Below are 13,018 nucleotides of genomic sequence, written 5' to 3' on the forward strand. Positions count from 1 at the left end.
GTGATGCCGGGTGATAATACGGAGATGCAGGTGGAGTTGATCAACCCGATCGCGATGGATGAGGGGTTACGGTTCGCCATTCGTGAGGGTGGCCGCACTGTCGGCGCCGGCCGCGTCATCAAAATCACCAAATAGCCAGAACAGAGAGCGAGAAGAGAACAACAGTGGCAGACAACGAGCACCGGATCCGCATCCGCCTGAAGGCGTACGACCACGGCGTGGTTGACGAGTCGGCGCGCAAGATCGCGGAAACCGTGATTCGCACTCAGGCGAAGATCAAAGGCCCGGTGCCGTTGCCGACGCGGATCCACCGGTACTGCGTCATTCGCGGGCCGCACGTGGACAAGACCAGCCGTGAGCATTTCGAGATCCGCATCCACAAGCGGCTCATCGACATCCTCGAGCCGACTCCGAAGACGGTCGACTCGCTCATGCGCCTCGACCTGCCGGCCGGAGTCGAAGTGGAGATCAAGACGTGAAGGCCATCGTCGGCGAGAAGCTCGGGATGACCCAGATCTTCGATGACGAATCGCGGGCGATCCCGGTGACGATCATCAAGGCGGGCCCGGTGCGGGTGACGCAGATCAAGCGCCAAGAGACCGACGGCTACGGCGCCATCCAGATCGCCTTCAAGGAGTTGGCCTCGAGGAAGGTGAACCGGGCAACCGCCGGCCACTTCGCCAAGTCGGGGGTTCCGCCCGCCCGCCACGTCGTCGAGGTGAGGGTCGACGATCCAGGGGCGTTCGTGCTCGGGCAGGAGATCACGGTCTCCGACCTCTTCGAGGTGGGTCAGAAGGCGGACGTGACGGGCATCTCGAAGGGCAAGGGTTTCGCCGGCACCATCAAGCGGCACAACTTCAGCGGCCAGGGGGCGTCGCACGGTGCCCACAAGGTCCACCGCGCCCCCGGCTCGATCGGGGCGTGCGCCACCCCGGCACGTGTCTTCAAGGGCAAGCGACTCCCGGGCCGCATGGGTGGGGACACGACCACCGTCCTCAACCTCGACGTCGTCCAGATAGACGCCGAACGCAATCTGCTGATGGTCCGCGGCGCCGTGCCCGGTCCGAAGGGCGCCGTCCTCGTGATCAGGGAGGCGGTGAAGTCCAATGCCTGACAAGCTCACGGCCGAGCTGTACTCGGCGGACGGCACGCTCAAGGGAGAGGTCGAACTGGCTCCCGAGATCTTCGGGATCGAGCCGAACACGGCCGTCATGCACCAGGTGGTGACGGCTCAGCTGGCAGCCGCCAGGGCAGGCACCCACTCGACGAAGACCCGCGCCGAGGTGCGCGGCGGCGGCAGGAAGCCGTGGCGCCAAAAGGGCCTCGGCCGCGCCCGGCATGGCTCCATCAGGTCGCCGCAATGGATCGGCGGAGGCGTCGCCCACGGCCCGAAGCCGCGCGACTACTCGCAGCGCACCCCGAAGAAGATGCGGCGCCTCGCCCTGCGGGGCGCCCTCTCTGCGAGGGCCGCCGCCGGCCGGATCAAGGTCGTCGAGACCTTCGACGTGTGGGACTCACCGCGCACGAAGAACGCCACGGCGCTGCTGGCGGCGATGGGTGTCACCGGGAAGGTCCTGCTGATCGCCGAGGACCACGAGCGGGCCGCCATCAAGTCGTTTCGGAACATCGGCGGCGTCATCGCCAGCAACCTCGGGCAAGCGAACACGTACGACGTGCTGTGGGCCGAGACGATCGTGATGAGCCAGGGAACGCTCGAGCTCGGTCAGGGCACGCCCCGCGGCACCCGCGAGCACGCCGAGCAGGTTGCGGGCAAGCCGGCGTCGCCGGCGAAGGCCGGTGACGACGCATGAAGACGAAGAACCCTCGTGACATCGTGCTCGAGCCGGTCGTCTCGGAGAAGTCGTACGACCTCATCCAGGAGGCCAACACGTACACGTTCGTGGTGGACCGCAGGACGAACAAGACCGAGGTGAAGCAGGCGATCGCAGAGATCTTCGGCGTCACCGTGGTGTCCGTGAACACGATCAACCGCAAGGGCAAGAAGAAGCGCACCGGCTACAAGTTCGGCAGGCGCAAGCACACGAAGCGCGCTCTGGTCACATTGGCCACGGGCGACTCGATCGACATCTTCGAGGTCTGACCATGGGTGTGAAGAAACTCAAGCCGACATCGCCGGGGCGCCGTTTCCAGACGGTCTCGGACTTCGAAGCCGTCACGAAGTCGACGCCGGAGAAGCAGTTGCTCGACAAGCAGAAGCGCTCGTCCGGCCGCAACTCGTACGGGCGAATCACGTCGCGCCACCGAGGAGGTGGGCACAAGCGCCGCTACCGGGTGGTCGACTTCCGCCGCACGAAGGACGGCATACCCGCCCGGGTCGCCGCCGTCGAGTACGACCCGAACCGCAACGCCAGGATCGCGCTCCTCCACTATGCGGACGGCGAGAAGCGGTACATCCTCGCTCCACTCAACCTCCAGGTCGGGGACGTGCTCGAGTCGGGCTCGGGCGCCGACATCCGACCGGGCAATGCATTGCCGCTGCGCAACATCCCGACGGGGACGATCGTCCATGCCGTCGAGTTGCGGCCCGGCGGGGGCGCCAAGATGGGTCGTTCGGCGGGCACAGCCATCCAGCTCATGTCGAAGGAGGCAGACCTGGCGCTCCTCCGGCTGCCATCTGGAGAGATGCGCCGGGTTCACCTCGACTGCAGGGCGACCGTCGGGCAGGTCGGCAACACGGATGCGGAGCTCATCAAGGTCGGCAAGGCCGGCAGGAGCCGCTGGAAGGGCAAGCGCCCCCAGACCCGCGGCGTTGCCATGAACCCGGTGGACCACCCGTTGGGAGGGGGCGAGGGTCGCAGCTCGGGCGGCCGACACCCCGTGAGCCCGTGGGGCAAGCCCGAGGGCAGGACAAGGAAGAAGAACAAGGCGAGCGACAAGTACATCGTCCGCCGCCGATCCAAGAAGGGCAGGAGGTGATCCCGGCATGGCGCGCAGCCTGAAGAAAGGCCCGTTCGTCGACGAGCACCTCCTTCGCAAGGTCGAGTCGGCCAACGACCGCGGAGACAAGCGAGTGATCAGGACGTGGAGCAGGCGCTCGACGGTCCTTCCCGAGATGGTCGGGCACACGATCGCAGTGCACGACGGGCGCAAGCACGTTCCCGTCTACATCAGCGAGGCGATGGTCGGCCATAAGCTCGGCGAGTTCGCTCCGACGCGCACGTTCCGGGGTCACGCTGGTGAGAAGTCGGCGAGGAAGCGATGAGAGCCAGGGCAACGGCGCGTTACATCAGGCAGTCACCGTTCAAGGTGCGCCGCGTGCTCGACCTCGTCCGGGGGGTTCCCGTCGGCCAGGCCGAGACCATCCTCATGTTCACGAACAGGCGAGCCGCTCCGACCGTCAAGAAGGTGCTGGCATCGGCCGTGGCCAACGCCGAGCACAACCTGGCGCTCGACAAGGAAGAGCTCGTCGTGGTCGAGGCGTACGCCGACGAGGGGCCGACGCTGAAGCGTTTCCGCCCGAGGGCGCGCGGCCGCGCCACGCGCGTCCGCAAGCGGACCTGCCACATCACGATCGTCGTCGGAGACCAGGAAGAGGAGACCAGCTGACATGGGCCAGAAGATCCACCCTTACGGCCTACGGCTCGGCATCGTCACCGACTGGAAGTCCCGCTGGTACAGCGAGAAGGACTACGCCAGGCAGGTGATCGAGGACTCGGCGATCCGCGACTACCTGTACGGCGAGCTGAAGCGGGGCGCCGTGTCCCGCATCGACGTCGAGCGCATCGGGGACAAGAAGGTGCAGATCGACGTGCACACGGCGCGCCCGGGTGTCGTGATCGGCCGCAGCGGGTCCGAGGCGGAACGCCTCCGCACCGGGCTCGAGAAGCTCACGAACCGCCTCGTCAAGTTCAACGTCATCGAGGTCCAGAACCCCGAGCTCGACGCCAAGCTGCTGTCTCGCAGCGTGGCGGACCAGCTCGAGGGGCGCGTCGCCTTCCGCAGGGCGATGAAGCGAGCTGTGTCGACCGCGCTCAAAGCCGGTGCCGAGGGCGTGCGGGTGCAGGCGTCCGGACGGCTCGGCGGCGCGGAGATGGGCCGCCGCGAGTGGTATCTGGAGGGTCGCGTCCCGCTGCACACGCTGCGGGCCGATGTCGACTACGGGGAGTCGACCGCCCAGACGACGGTCGGCGCCATCGGCGTCAAGGTGTGGGTCTACAAGGGCGACGTGATCCCATCGCTCGCCGCCAGTCGCGAGAAGATCGCCGCCGAGGCCCGGCTGGCGGCGGGCGGTCCCGCCGAGCGCCGCAAGTCTGTCAAGGCGCGCGCCGAAGCGGCCGCCGGAGGCGGCAAGCGGATCATCGAGGCCGGTGGCGGCCGCAGGCTCGTCGAGGCGGGCGGCGGCAAGCGCCGTGAGGGCGGCGGCCGCAGGATCATCGAGGCCGGCGGGGGCAAGCGTCCGACGCCCCAGGACGCCGAAGCAGCGTTCGAGGAGGCGATCGAGGAGCTCGACGAGACGCTCGAGGTCGTGACGCAGACCGGAGAGACCGGCGAGGCCAAAGCAGCATCAGCAGCAGCAGCTCCGGCCGGCGAGGCGCCGGGCGCCGAGGCGCCGGGCGTTGCCGGCGAGACGCCGGCCGCTCCGGTCGAGTCACCTGGGGTGGACACCGAAGAGGCGGCCGCCTCGCAGGCGGGAGCCGAACCGGCGGAAGACTCGGTCCCGCAACCCGAAGATGAGGCGGCGCCCGACGCAGAGGCGGCGCCCGACGCAGAGGCAGCGCCCGACGCAGAGGCAGCGCCCGACGCAGAGAGCGCCGGCACCGGCGATCCCGACGAGGAGAACGCCTGATGTTGATGCCGAAGCGGACGAAGTACCGCAAGACCCACAAGGGCAGGATGAGCGGTTTCGCCAAGGGCGGAACCCGTGTCTCGTTCGGAGAGTACGGGCTGCAGGCTCTCGAACCGGGGTGGATAACCGCCCGCCAGATCGAGGCCGCCCGTATCGCCATGACCCGCTCGATCAAGCGCGGTGGCAAGGTGTGGATCACGATCTTCCCGGACAAGCCGATCACCGAGAAGCCCGCAGAGACGAGGATGGGATCCGGCAAGGGGAGCCCCGAGTACTGGGTTGCGGTCGTTCGCCCGGGACGCATCATGTTCGAGATGGCGGGCGTCGACGAGGGCCTCGCCCGCGAGGCCATGCGACTCGCCGGCCACAAGCTGCCGGTGCGGACGAAGTTCGTCACCAGGGAGGACGTATGAACGCCCTCGAACTCCGCAACCTCACGTACGCCGAGCTGACGCAGCAGCTCGGGGAGGCGAAGGAGGAGCTCTTCAACCTGCGCTTCCAGCTGGCGACGAACCAGCTCGACAACAGCGCCAGGATCAGGACGGTGCGCCGCGACATCGCTCGCATCAGCTCCGTGATGAGAGAGCAGGAGATCGCCGAGTACTACCGGCTCCAGGAGGAAGGTGAGTGATGGAACGAGCAGCGCGGAAGGACCGCGTCGGCGTCGTGATTTCCGACACCCGGGACAAAACGGTTACCGTGCTCGTCGTCGATTCCAAGCGGCATCCGAAGTACGGCAAGACGATGCCGGTGCGGAAGAAGTATCACGCCCACGACGAGGACAACGACGCGCGTGTCGGCGACACCGTGCGCATCGTCGAGACCAGGCCGCTCTCCAAGCAGAAGCGGTGGCGGGTGGCAGAGGTCACGGAGAGAGCAAGATGATCCAGCAGGAGACGCGGCTGCGCGTCGCCGACAACACGGGCGCCCGTGAGGTGCTGTGCATCCGCGTGCTCGGTGGGTCGGGTCGCCGCTACGCACGGCTCGGCGACGTCATCGTCGGGACGGTGAAGGACGCCATCCCGGGCGGCACGGTCAAGAAGGGTGACGTCGTGAAGGCCGTCGTCGTACGCACCCGCAAGGAGAGCCGCCGGCAAGACGGGACGTACATCCGCTTCGACGACAACGCATGCGTGATCATCAACGACCAGCAGCAACCGCGTGGCACCAGGATCTTCGGCCCGGTCGGACGCGAGCTGCGCGACCGCAAGTTCATGCGCATCGTGTCACTCGCCCCGGAGGTGCTGTGATGAAGCTGAAGACGGGCGACACGGTCAAGGTCATCTCCGGCAAGGACAAGGGCACAGAGAGCAGGGTCGCTCGCGTCATCCGCTCGAAGAACAAGGTCATCGTCGAAGGCGTCGCCACCGCCAAGCGGCATCAACGTCCGCAAGGCCAGACGATGCAGGGCGGCATCATCGACAAGGACATGCCGATAGACGCCTCGAACGTGATGATCGTCTGCCCGGAGTGCGGGCCGACGAAGATCGGTGCCCGGATCGATGAGAGCGGCCGCAAGTCGAGGATCTGCCGCAAGTGCGGGGGTGATCTCTGATGGCGCCCCGCCTCAAGGAACGATATGACGCCGAGATCCGGGGGCGCCTCAAGGAGGAGCTCTCCCTCGAGAACGTCATGGAGGTCCCCCGCCTCGTGAAGATCGTCGTCAACATGGGCGTCGGCGACTACACGCAGGACGGCAAGCTCATCGACTCCGCCGTCGAGGACCTGCGCACGATCACCGGCCAGCAGCCGAGGGTCAACAAGGCGAGGAAGTCGATCGCCAATTTCAAGCTGCGAGAGGGGATGCCGATCGGGGCGTCGGTCACGCTGCGAGGAGCCAGGATGTGGGAGTTCTTCGACAGGCTGATCGCCCTGGCGATCCCGCGCATCCGTGACTTCCGGGGACTCAGCCCGAGAGGCTTCGACGGCAGGGGAAACTACAGCTTCGGCGTGACCGAGCAGCTGATCTTCCCCGAGATCGACTACGACAGGGTTGCGAAGGTGCGTGGCATGAACATCACGTTCGTCACAACCGCTCGCACGGACGACGAGGGCAGAGCCTTCCTCGAGCAGTTCGGGTTCCCGTTCCGGCGCCAGCAGGCAGGTGTGTGATGGCGAAGACATCCAAGATCAACAAGAACGACGACCGTAAGGTGGTCGTCGACCGATACGCCAAGCGGCGAGCCGAGCTCGTCCAGGTCATCAAGGATCCCGAGGCGTCGTACGAGGCGAAGCGGGAGGCCTACCAGGAGATCGACAAGCGAAGCCGCGACGCCAGCGGGACGAGGCTGCGCAACCGCTGCGGCAGGTGCGGCCGTCCTCGCGCCCACCTGCGCAAGTTCGGCATGTGCAGGATCTGCGTGCGCGAGTTGGCGCATCAAGGTGAGCTGCCGGGTGTGAGAAAGGCGTCTTGGTAGATGTACACCGATCCCATCGCCGACATGCTCACCAGGATCCGCAACGCCAACAAGGCGTTGCATCCCGAGGTGAAGATGCCGTCCTCCAAGGTCAAAGAGGAGATCGCCAAGATCCTCGCCGCCGAAGGATTCGTCGACAGCTACAAGGTCGACGAGGCCAGGGTCGGCAAGGAGCTGACTGTGCGGCTCCGCTACGGATCCGACAGGAGCCGGATCCTGCAGGGCATCGAGCGGGTCTCGAAGCCGGGCCACCGGGTCTACAAGGGCTCCCAGGACATCCCGCGCGTCGTGGGGGGCATCGGCGTCTCGATCGTTTCGACCTCGGAGGGGCTCGTGACGGATCGGGAGGCCCGGCGACGCAAGATCGGCGGCGAAGTGCTCTGCCGGGTGTGGTGAGTGTGAGATGAGTCGAATCGGCAACAACCCGATCAAGGTGCCCTCCGGGGTGGAGGTGTCCGTGCGCGACGACATCGTCACCGTGAAGGGCGCCAAAGGCACGCTGGCCCAGCAGGTCGACTCCCGGGTTGCGGTTCAGGTCGAGGACGGTGTGGTGACGCTCACTCGCGTCGACGACGAGCGCGAGTCGCGGGCGCTCCACGGGCTGTACCGCTCCCTGGTCTCGAACATGGTCGTCGGCGTCTCGGACGGCTTCAGGAAGGAGCTGCAGACCGTCGGTGTCGGCTACCGCGCCAACCTCCAGGGCTCGCGGCTCGAGCTCCAGGTGGGGTTCTCGCACCCGGTGCACGTCGAGGCGCCCGACGGGATCACGTTCGAGGTGCCCGAGCCGACCCGCATAGTCGTGAGCGGCACGGACAAGCAGCTCGTCGGCCAGGTCGCCGCCAACATCCGCGGGGTTCGCCCGCCCGAGCCGTACAAGGGCAAAGGCATCCGGTACGTGGACGAGCAGGTGAGGCGCAAGGCAGGAAAGGCAGGGCTCGGGTGAGAGGGTCACGCGAGGTCGCCCGCAGGCGGCGTCACAGCAGCGTGCGCAAGAAGATTCGCGGCACCGCCGACAGGCCGCGGCTGGCCGTGTACCGGTCGAACCGGTACATCTACGCCCAGCTCATCGACGACGACGCCGGCACGACGATCGCCGCTGCGTCGTCACGTGAGGCGAGTCTGAAGGGCAAGACGCTGACGGTCGAGACCGCAGGCGAGGTCGGCAAGGCCATCGCAGCCAGAGCCATGGACGTCGGCATCACCATCGTCGTGTTCGATCGCGGCGGGTTCCCGTTCCACGGGCGTGTCAGGGCTTTGGCCGAAGGCGCCCGCGAGGCGGGCCTCAGCTTCTGAGAACGAGGAGATCATGAGCGACAGGAACCGAGACAGGAACAGAGACAGGCAGCCGCGCGAGACCCCCGAGTTCGACGAGCGCGTCATCGCCATCAATCGCGTCGCCAAGGTCGTCAAGGGTGGCAGGCGCTTCTCGTTCACTGCTCTCGTGACGGTCGGCAACGGCAAGGGCCGCGTCGGCATCGGATACGGCAAGGCCAAGGAAGTCCCGGCCGCCATCCAGAAGGCTGTCGAGATCGCCCGCAAGAACATGGTCGACGTGCCGATGGCAGGGACCACGATCATCCACGAGGTGATCGGTGAGCAGGGAGCATCGCGTGTCCTCCTCAAGCCGGCCGCCCCGGGAACCGGGGTCATCGCCGGGGGAGCCATGCGCCAGATCCTCGAAGCGGCCGGGATTCGTGACGTACTGGGAAAGTCACTCGGATCGCCGACGCACATCAACGTCGCCCAGGCGACGATGGACGCCATCGGACGCCAGCAGCGCCCCGATGTCGTTGCGAGGCGGCGCGGCAAGCGGGCCGAGGACATCTTCCCGCCGGCTCTGCTGGCGGCCTACCGGTCGGCCGAGCTCATGAAGACCGAGATCTGAATGGCCAAGTCGCTGAGGATCACGCTCGTGAAGAGCACGATCGGCGAGAAGCCGAAGGTGCGGGCAACCGTCGAGAGCCTGGGGCTGCGCAAGATCAGGCAATCCGTCGAGAGGCCGGACACGCCCGACGTGCGCGGCATGGTCTTTCGCGCCAAGCACCTTCTCGACGTCGAGGAATCAGGATGAAGCTCCACCATTTGAAACCGGCGGATGGGTCGAAGAAGGCCAAGATCCGCGTCGGGCGCGGCGAGGGCGGCAGGCGAGGCAAGACTGCGGGCCGCGGCACCAAGGGCCAGAAGGCTCGTGGGACGACCCGGCCGGGGTTCGAGGGCGGGCAGATGCCGCTGCAGCGGCGGCTGCCGAAGCTCAAGGGCTTCAAGAATCGCAACAAGAAGTACTTCGCGCTCATCAATGTCGGGCGTCTCGGCGAGTTCGACGCCGGCTCCGTGGTGACACCGGACGAGTTGCGTGAGCGGGGCCTCGTGAAACACAGGGGGCTCGTCAAGGTCCTGGGCGAGGGCGAGTTGGACCGCGCTCTCACGGTACACGCCCACGCCTTCAGCCTCGGCGCCGTGGAGAAGATCAAGGCGGCAGGAGGCTCGGTCGAGACGATCGACTGAGCCCCATTGCGCGATACGGGGTTAACCTCGGGTCGCAAGCAGACACAGGGGATCGAACCGAATGCTCTCAGTGTTCAGAAACATGTTCCGGATTCGGGACCTCCGGAACAAGATCCTCTTCACGCTGCTGATCTTCGCCATCTACAGGCTCGGCACGGCCATCCCTGTCCCGGGCGTATCGCTGGAACGTGTTCGTGAGTTCGCCGAGACCCAGGCGAACAGCGGGTTCGTGGGGCTCCTGAACCTCTTCTCGGGCGGCGCCCTCGAGCAGCTCAGCGTGTTCTCGCTCGGGATCATGCCCTACATCACCGCCTCGATCATCATGCAGCTCCTGGCAGTCGTGATCCCGAGGCTCCAGGCCCTCCAGGACGAAGGTGAGACGGGCCGCAAGGTCATCACCCAATGGACCCGCTATATGACGATCGCCCTCGCCTTGCTCCAGTCGACGGGATTCACCTTCCTGTTCCACAGCGGGAACTTCACGGGAGGCGTCGACCTCATCCCCGAGTACACGACGCGCCGGGTGCTGGTCATCGTGATCACGATGACGGCCGGCACCGCTTTCATCATGTGGCTCGGTGAGCTCATCACCCAGCGGGGCATCGGCAACGGCATGTCGCTGATCATCTTCGTGAGCATCGTCAGCCAGCTCCCAAGCCAGTTCGCCATACTCCGCACCAACTCGAGCACAGGTCAGTTCCTCACCGTGGTGGCCGTGATGGTGATCCTCACGATCGGGATCATCTTCGTCGACCAGGGCCAGCGCAGGATTCCGATCCAGTTCTCGCGGCGGGTGCGCGGCAGGCGGGTTCTGGGCGGGCAGAGCACCTACATCCCGTTGAAGGTGAACATGGCGGGCGTGATCCCCGTGATCTTCGCCACGTCCGTGATGTACTTCCCGGTGCTCGTCTCGTCCTCCATCCCGAACAACGGGTGGGGAAACGCGGTCCGCGAATGGATCGACAACAACCTGTTGGGGAGCGGTGCGGGCGGCGGGCTGTCGCCGAGCCTGCCGTACATCATCATCCTCGGGATGCTGGTCGTCTTCTTCACGTACTTCTACACCGCCATCCAGTTCGATCCGGAGCGCCAGGCCGAGACCATCCAGCGCCAGGGAGGCTTCATCCCGGGGATCCGCCCTGGCAGGGCGACGGTGCGACATCTCGAGCACGTCCTCAGCCGGATCACGCTCCCGGGTTCGATGTACCTCGCCGTGGTCGCCGTGCTCCCCTCGTTCCTCGGCTGGCTGTGGGACATCCCCGTCGGGCTCTCCGGCATCTCGATCCTCATCGTCGCTGGGGTCGCCCTCGAGACGACCAAGCAGATCGAGAGTCAGCTGATGATGCGCAACTACGAGGGCTTCCTCAGCTAGTGCAGGCGTCGGACTTGGCCACGATGTGATGGGCAGGCGGATCCTCTTCCTCGGGCCGCCGGGCGCAGGCAAGGGCACCCAGGCCCAGCGGATCGCCGCCGCCATCGGGATCCCCCACGTGTCGACCGGCGAGATGTTGCGCCAAGCGGTCGCCGAGGGCACCGAGCTCGGGTTGCGGGCCAAGGAGATCATGGCTGCGGGCGACCTGGTCCCCGACGACCTCGTCGTCGCCATGGTCAAGGACCGGCTGTCCCGAGACGACGCCTCGTGCGGCTACCTCCTCGACGGATTCCCCAGGAACTCCACCCAGGCCCGCGCCCTCGATGCGGCAATGGGAGCCGGGAGCCTCGAGGTCGCCCTGCTGCTCGAGGTGAGCGAGCAGGAGCTCGTCGATCGGCTGCTCAACCGGGCTCTCGAGCTCGGCCGCGACGATGACAACGAGGAGACCATTCGCAGGAGGCTCGACGTGTATCGCGACGAGACAGAGCCTCTCATCGGGTACTACCCGGACACGGGCGTGCCGGTGGTCGCCGTCGACGGATTGGGTACGATCGACGAGGTTTTCAGCCGGCTGATGCTCGCGCTGGCGGACGTGGAGAGATGAACGGCCGCAAGATCATGACGATGAAGTCGGACGCTGAGTTCGACAAGATGGCGGCCGCAGGCGCCTGCGTGGCTGCGGTTCATGACGCGGTGCGCGCCGCCGCGTCCCCCGGCGTGACGATGCTCGAGCTCGACGCGATCGCCTCCGACGTCTACAAGTCGCACGGCTGCCGGCCTTCGTTCCTCGGCTATCACGGGTTTCCCGCCACGGTGTGCCTCTCGCCGAACGACATGATCGTCCACGGGATCCCCGGCAAGTACGTGCTCCGGGAGGGGGACGTGCTGTCGATCGACGCCGGTGCGATCTACGAGGGTTGGCACGGCGACGCCGCCATCACGATCGCCATCGGGGAGGTGCCACCCGAGGTCGCCAAGCTGCTCGAGGTCACCGAGGCGGCGTTGTGGGATGGCATCGGCCAGTCGCGGGCGGGCAACCGGCTTGGAGACGTCGGCCACGCCGTGCAGGCGGCGGCGGCGCCGTTCGGTTACGGGGTGGTGCGCGAGTACATCGGCCATGGGATCGGCCAGCAGATGCACGAAGCACCCGACGTGCCCAACTATGGGAAGCCGGGGAAGGGGTTCCGCCTCAAGGTCGGCATGGCGATTGCCATCGAGCCGATGTTCAACCTTGGAACCGAGCAAACCGCCGTCCTCGAGGACGCCTGGTCGGTGGTCACCGCCGACGGCTCGATCTCTGCCCACTTCGAGCACACCGTCGCCATCACGGCCGACGGCCCCAAAGTGCTCACCCTCCACGAGCCCAAGCTCGTATAGGCCGGCTGAGGCTTGGGCCCCCTCGACTCGGTCCCTGGCGGGACGCCTTTACGCTGTCTCCCGCTTTGCGGGGGAGCGGATTCACCCTGATTGACCTTTCCTTGCTCGGCGTGGCACCCGTCAGGTCAAGCAGGGTGAACAAAGCGCCGCAGGCCTTCTCACGCTGTCTCCCGCTTTGCGGGGGAGCGGATTCACCCTGATTGACCTGCCTTGCTCGGCGTGGCACCCGTCATGTCGAGCAGGGTGAACAAAGCGCCGTAGGCCTTCTCACGCTGTCTCCCGCTTTGCGGGGGACGGGCGAGCGCCGTAGGCCGAGCCGAGGGGGTGCCTGACGCCGGGTTGTGGTGACAGGTTGGGCCCCCTCGACTCGGTCCCTGGCGGGACGCTCGCCGATCCCCCGGCTCTCGCCGGGGGATTGCGTAGTGGGGGGATTGCGCTGCGGGGCAGGGGCTTTCGACCCTGGCCGGGGACGGGGTGTCCTGGCAGGGTCGGGGGTGACGGTTCGGAGGCGAAGCCCCCGCAGCACGCCAAGCAGAGGGT

At 66.7% G+C, this 13,018-nt stretch carries 25 protein-coding genes; all 25 read left to right on the forward strand.

Features of this window, described 5'->3' with window-relative positions; all coding sequences use genetic code 11:
* On the forward strand, window positions 1–135 hold a 135-nt coding region (locus VGC47_14820; GenBank protein HEX9856581.1), incomplete at its 5' end, for an elongation factor Tu.
* A gap of 29 nt (window positions 136–164) precedes the next feature.
* Window positions 165–479 (forward strand): 30S ribosomal protein S10, encoded by a 315-nt coding sequence (rpsJ, locus tag VGC47_14825; GenBank protein ID HEX9856582.1) that lies wholly within the window; start codon window positions 165–167, stop codon window positions 477–479.
* Entirely contained in the window at window positions 476–1,114 is a 639-nt protein-coding gene (rplC, locus tag VGC47_14830) for a 50S ribosomal protein L3 (GenBank protein HEX9856583.1), read from the forward strand. The genes rpsJ and rplC overlap by 4 nt, the downstream gene beginning before the upstream one ends.
* Window positions 1,107–1,811, forward strand: a complete 705-nt coding sequence (gene rplD, locus VGC47_14835; GenBank protein HEX9856584.1) for a 50S ribosomal protein L4 — start codon at window positions 1,107–1,109, stop codon at window positions 1,809–1,811. The genes rplC and rplD overlap by 8 nt, the downstream gene beginning before the upstream one ends.
* Entirely contained in the window at window positions 1,808–2,101 is a 294-nt protein-coding gene (rplW, locus tag VGC47_14840; GenBank protein HEX9856585.1) for a 50S ribosomal protein L23, read from the forward strand. Before rplD ends, rplW begins: the two co-directional genes overlap by 4 nt.
* A gap of 2 nt (window positions 2,102–2,103) precedes the next feature.
* On the forward strand, window positions 2,104–2,937 hold the full coding sequence (gene rplB / locus VGC47_14845) for a 50S ribosomal protein L2 (protein HEX9856586.1): 834 nt from the start codon (window positions 2,104–2,106) through the stop codon (window positions 2,935–2,937).
* Between the two features lie 7 nt (window positions 2,938–2,944).
* Window positions 2,945–3,223, forward strand: a complete 279-nt coding sequence (gene rpsS, locus VGC47_14850; protein HEX9856587.1) for a 30S ribosomal protein S19 — start codon at window positions 2,945–2,947, stop codon at window positions 3,221–3,223.
* A complete protein-coding gene (rplV, locus tag VGC47_14855) occupies window positions 3,220–3,567 on the forward strand; it encodes a 50S ribosomal protein L22 (GenBank protein ID HEX9856588.1) in 348 nt (115 codons plus the stop codon). Before rpsS ends, rplV begins: the two co-directional genes overlap by 4 nt.
* A 1-nt stretch (window position 3,568) precedes the next feature.
* Window positions 3,569–4,807 (forward strand): 30S ribosomal protein S3, encoded by a 1,239-nt coding sequence (gene rpsC, locus VGC47_14860; GenBank protein HEX9856589.1) that lies wholly within the window; start codon window positions 3,569–3,571, stop codon window positions 4,805–4,807.
* On the forward strand, window positions 4,807–5,220 hold the full coding sequence (rplP, locus tag VGC47_14865) for a 50S ribosomal protein L16 (protein HEX9856590.1): 414 nt from the start codon (window positions 4,807–4,809) through the stop codon (window positions 5,218–5,220). The genes rpsC and rplP overlap by 1 nt, the downstream gene beginning before the upstream one ends.
* Entirely contained in the window at window positions 5,217–5,438 is a 222-nt protein-coding gene (gene rpmC, locus VGC47_14870) for a 50S ribosomal protein L29 (protein ID HEX9856591.1), read from the forward strand. The genes rplP and rpmC overlap by 4 nt, the downstream gene beginning before the upstream one ends.
* Window positions 5,438–5,692, forward strand: coding sequence for a 30S ribosomal protein S17 (gene rpsQ, locus VGC47_14875; protein ID HEX9856592.1), 255 nt, complete (start codon window positions 5,438–5,440; stop codon window positions 5,690–5,692). The genes rpmC and rpsQ overlap by 1 nt, the downstream gene beginning before the upstream one ends.
* Window positions 5,689–6,057: a 50S ribosomal protein L14 gene (rplN, locus tag VGC47_14880; GenBank protein ID HEX9856593.1), complete on the forward strand. Its 369-nt coding sequence runs from the start codon at window positions 5,689–5,691 to the stop codon at window positions 6,055–6,057. The genes rpsQ and rplN overlap by 4 nt, the downstream gene beginning before the upstream one ends.
* The gene (gene rplX, locus VGC47_14885) at window positions 6,057–6,362 is read left to right on the forward strand and encodes a 50S ribosomal protein L24 (protein HEX9856594.1); all 306 of its coding nucleotides are present in this window, start codon (window positions 6,057–6,059) and stop codon (window positions 6,360–6,362) included. The genes rplN and rplX overlap by 1 nt, the downstream gene beginning before the upstream one ends.
* The gene (rplE, locus tag VGC47_14890) at window positions 6,362–6,919 is read left to right on the forward strand and encodes a 50S ribosomal protein L5 (protein ID HEX9856595.1); all 558 of its coding nucleotides are present in this window, start codon (window positions 6,362–6,364) and stop codon (window positions 6,917–6,919) included. The genes rplX and rplE overlap by 1 nt, the downstream gene beginning before the upstream one ends.
* Window positions 6,919–7,224: a 30S ribosomal protein S14 gene (rpsN, locus tag VGC47_14895; GenBank protein HEX9856596.1), complete on the forward strand. Its 306-nt coding sequence runs from the start codon at window positions 6,919–6,921 to the stop codon at window positions 7,222–7,224. Before rplE ends, rpsN begins: the two co-directional genes overlap by 1 nt.
* On the forward strand, window positions 7,225–7,620 hold the full coding sequence (gene rpsH, locus VGC47_14900; protein ID HEX9856597.1) for a 30S ribosomal protein S8: 396 nt from the start codon (window positions 7,225–7,227) through the stop codon (window positions 7,618–7,620).
* Window positions 7,621–7,627: 7 nt separating this feature from the next.
* A complete protein-coding gene (rplF, locus tag VGC47_14905; GenBank protein HEX9856598.1) occupies window positions 7,628–8,167 on the forward strand; it encodes a 50S ribosomal protein L6 in 540 nt (179 codons plus the stop codon).
* Entirely contained in the window at window positions 8,164–8,517 is a 354-nt protein-coding gene (gene rplR, locus VGC47_14910; protein HEX9856599.1) for a 50S ribosomal protein L18, read from the forward strand. The genes rplF and rplR overlap by 4 nt, the downstream gene beginning before the upstream one ends.
* Before the next feature lie 13 nt (window positions 8,518–8,530).
* Window positions 8,531–9,109, forward strand: coding sequence for a 30S ribosomal protein S5 (gene rpsE / locus VGC47_14915; GenBank protein HEX9856600.1), 579 nt, complete (start codon window positions 8,531–8,533; stop codon window positions 9,107–9,109).
* Entirely contained in the window at window positions 9,110–9,295 is a 186-nt protein-coding gene (rpmD, locus tag VGC47_14920; GenBank protein HEX9856601.1) for a 50S ribosomal protein L30, read from the forward strand.
* Window positions 9,292–9,729 (forward strand): 50S ribosomal protein L15, encoded by a 438-nt coding sequence (gene rplO, locus VGC47_14925; protein HEX9856602.1) that lies wholly within the window; start codon window positions 9,292–9,294, stop codon window positions 9,727–9,729. Before rpmD ends, rplO begins: the two co-directional genes overlap by 4 nt.
* A gap of 61 nt (window positions 9,730–9,790) precedes the next feature.
* Window positions 9,791–11,101 (forward strand): preprotein translocase subunit SecY, encoded by a 1,311-nt coding sequence (secY, locus tag VGC47_14930; GenBank protein ID HEX9856603.1) that lies wholly within the window; start codon window positions 9,791–9,793, stop codon window positions 11,099–11,101.
* 28 nt (window positions 11,102–11,129) lie between these two features.
* The gene (locus VGC47_14935; GenBank protein HEX9856604.1) at window positions 11,130–11,705 is read left to right on the forward strand and encodes an adenylate kinase; all 576 of its coding nucleotides are present in this window, start codon (window positions 11,130–11,132) and stop codon (window positions 11,703–11,705) included.
* Window positions 11,702–12,478 carry a type I methionyl aminopeptidase gene (gene map / locus VGC47_14940; GenBank protein HEX9856605.1) on the forward strand — a complete coding sequence of 259 codons (777 nt, stop codon included), beginning with the start codon at window positions 11,702–11,704 and terminating at the stop codon, window positions 12,476–12,478. The genes VGC47_14935 and map overlap by 4 nt, the downstream gene beginning before the upstream one ends.
* Window positions 12,479–13,018 lie beyond the last annotated feature (540 nt).

The sequence above is a fragment of the Acidimicrobiia bacterium genome (assembly GCA_036396535.1).
GTDB lineage: Bacteria > Actinomycetota > Acidimicrobiia > Spongiisociales > UBA5794 > DASWKR01.

Coding starts and splice junctions, on each gene's coding strand:
- rplX (HEX9856594.1), top strand. CDS start 6,057: ATGAAGCTGAAGACGGGCGACACGGTCAAGGTCATCTCCGGCAAGGAC.
- secY (HEX9856603.1), top strand. CDS start 9,791: ATGCTCTCAGTGTTCAGAAACATGTTCCGGATTCGGGACCTCCGGAAC.
- rplE (HEX9856595.1), top strand. CDS start 6,362: ATGGCGCCCCGCCTCAAGGAACGATATGACGCCGAGATCCGGGGGCGC.
- rpsQ (HEX9856592.1), top strand. CDS start 5,438: ATGGAACGAGCAGCGCGGAAGGACCGCGTCGGCGTCGTGATTTCCGAC.
- rpsN (HEX9856596.1), top strand. CDS start 6,919: ATGGCGAAGACATCCAAGATCAACAAGAACGACGACCGTAAGGTGGTC.
- rplF (HEX9856598.1), top strand. CDS start 7,628: ATGAGTCGAATCGGCAACAACCCGATCAAGGTGCCCTCCGGGGTGGAG.
- rplN (HEX9856593.1), top strand. CDS start 5,689: ATGATCCAGCAGGAGACGCGGCTGCGCGTCGCCGACAACACGGGCGCC.
- VGC47_14935 (HEX9856604.1), top strand. CDS start 11,130: ATGGGCAGGCGGATCCTCTTCCTCGGGCCGCCGGGCGCAGGCAAGGGC.
- map (HEX9856605.1), top strand. CDS start 11,702: ATGAACGGCCGCAAGATCATGACGATGAAGTCGGACGCTGAGTTCGAC.
- rplV (HEX9856588.1), top strand. CDS start 3,220: ATGAGAGCCAGGGCAACGGCGCGTTACATCAGGCAGTCACCGTTCAAG.
- rpsH (HEX9856597.1), top strand. CDS start 7,225: ATGTACACCGATCCCATCGCCGACATGCTCACCAGGATCCGCAACGCC.
- rplP (HEX9856590.1), top strand. CDS start 4,807: ATGTTGATGCCGAAGCGGACGAAGTACCGCAAGACCCACAAGGGCAGG.
- rpsS (HEX9856587.1), top strand. CDS start 2,945: ATGGCGCGCAGCCTGAAGAAAGGCCCGTTCGTCGACGAGCACCTCCTT.
- rpmD (HEX9856601.1), top strand. CDS start 9,110: ATGGCCAAGTCGCTGAGGATCACGCTCGTGAAGAGCACGATCGGCGAG.
- rplW (HEX9856585.1), top strand. CDS start 1,808: ATGAAGACGAAGAACCCTCGTGACATCGTGCTCGAGCCGGTCGTCTCG.
- rpsC (HEX9856589.1), top strand. CDS start 3,569: ATGGGCCAGAAGATCCACCCTTACGGCCTACGGCTCGGCATCGTCACC.
- rplD (HEX9856584.1), top strand. CDS start 1,107: ATGCCTGACAAGCTCACGGCCGAGCTGTACTCGGCGGACGGCACGCTC.
- rpmC (HEX9856591.1), top strand. CDS start 5,217: ATGAACGCCCTCGAACTCCGCAACCTCACGTACGCCGAGCTGACGCAG.
- rplB (HEX9856586.1), top strand. CDS start 2,104: ATGGGTGTGAAGAAACTCAAGCCGACATCGCCGGGGCGCCGTTTCCAG.
- rpsE (HEX9856600.1), top strand. CDS start 8,531: ATGAGCGACAGGAACCGAGACAGGAACAGAGACAGGCAGCCGCGCGAG.
- rplO (HEX9856602.1), top strand. CDS start 9,292: ATGAAGCTCCACCATTTGAAACCGGCGGATGGGTCGAAGAAGGCCAAG.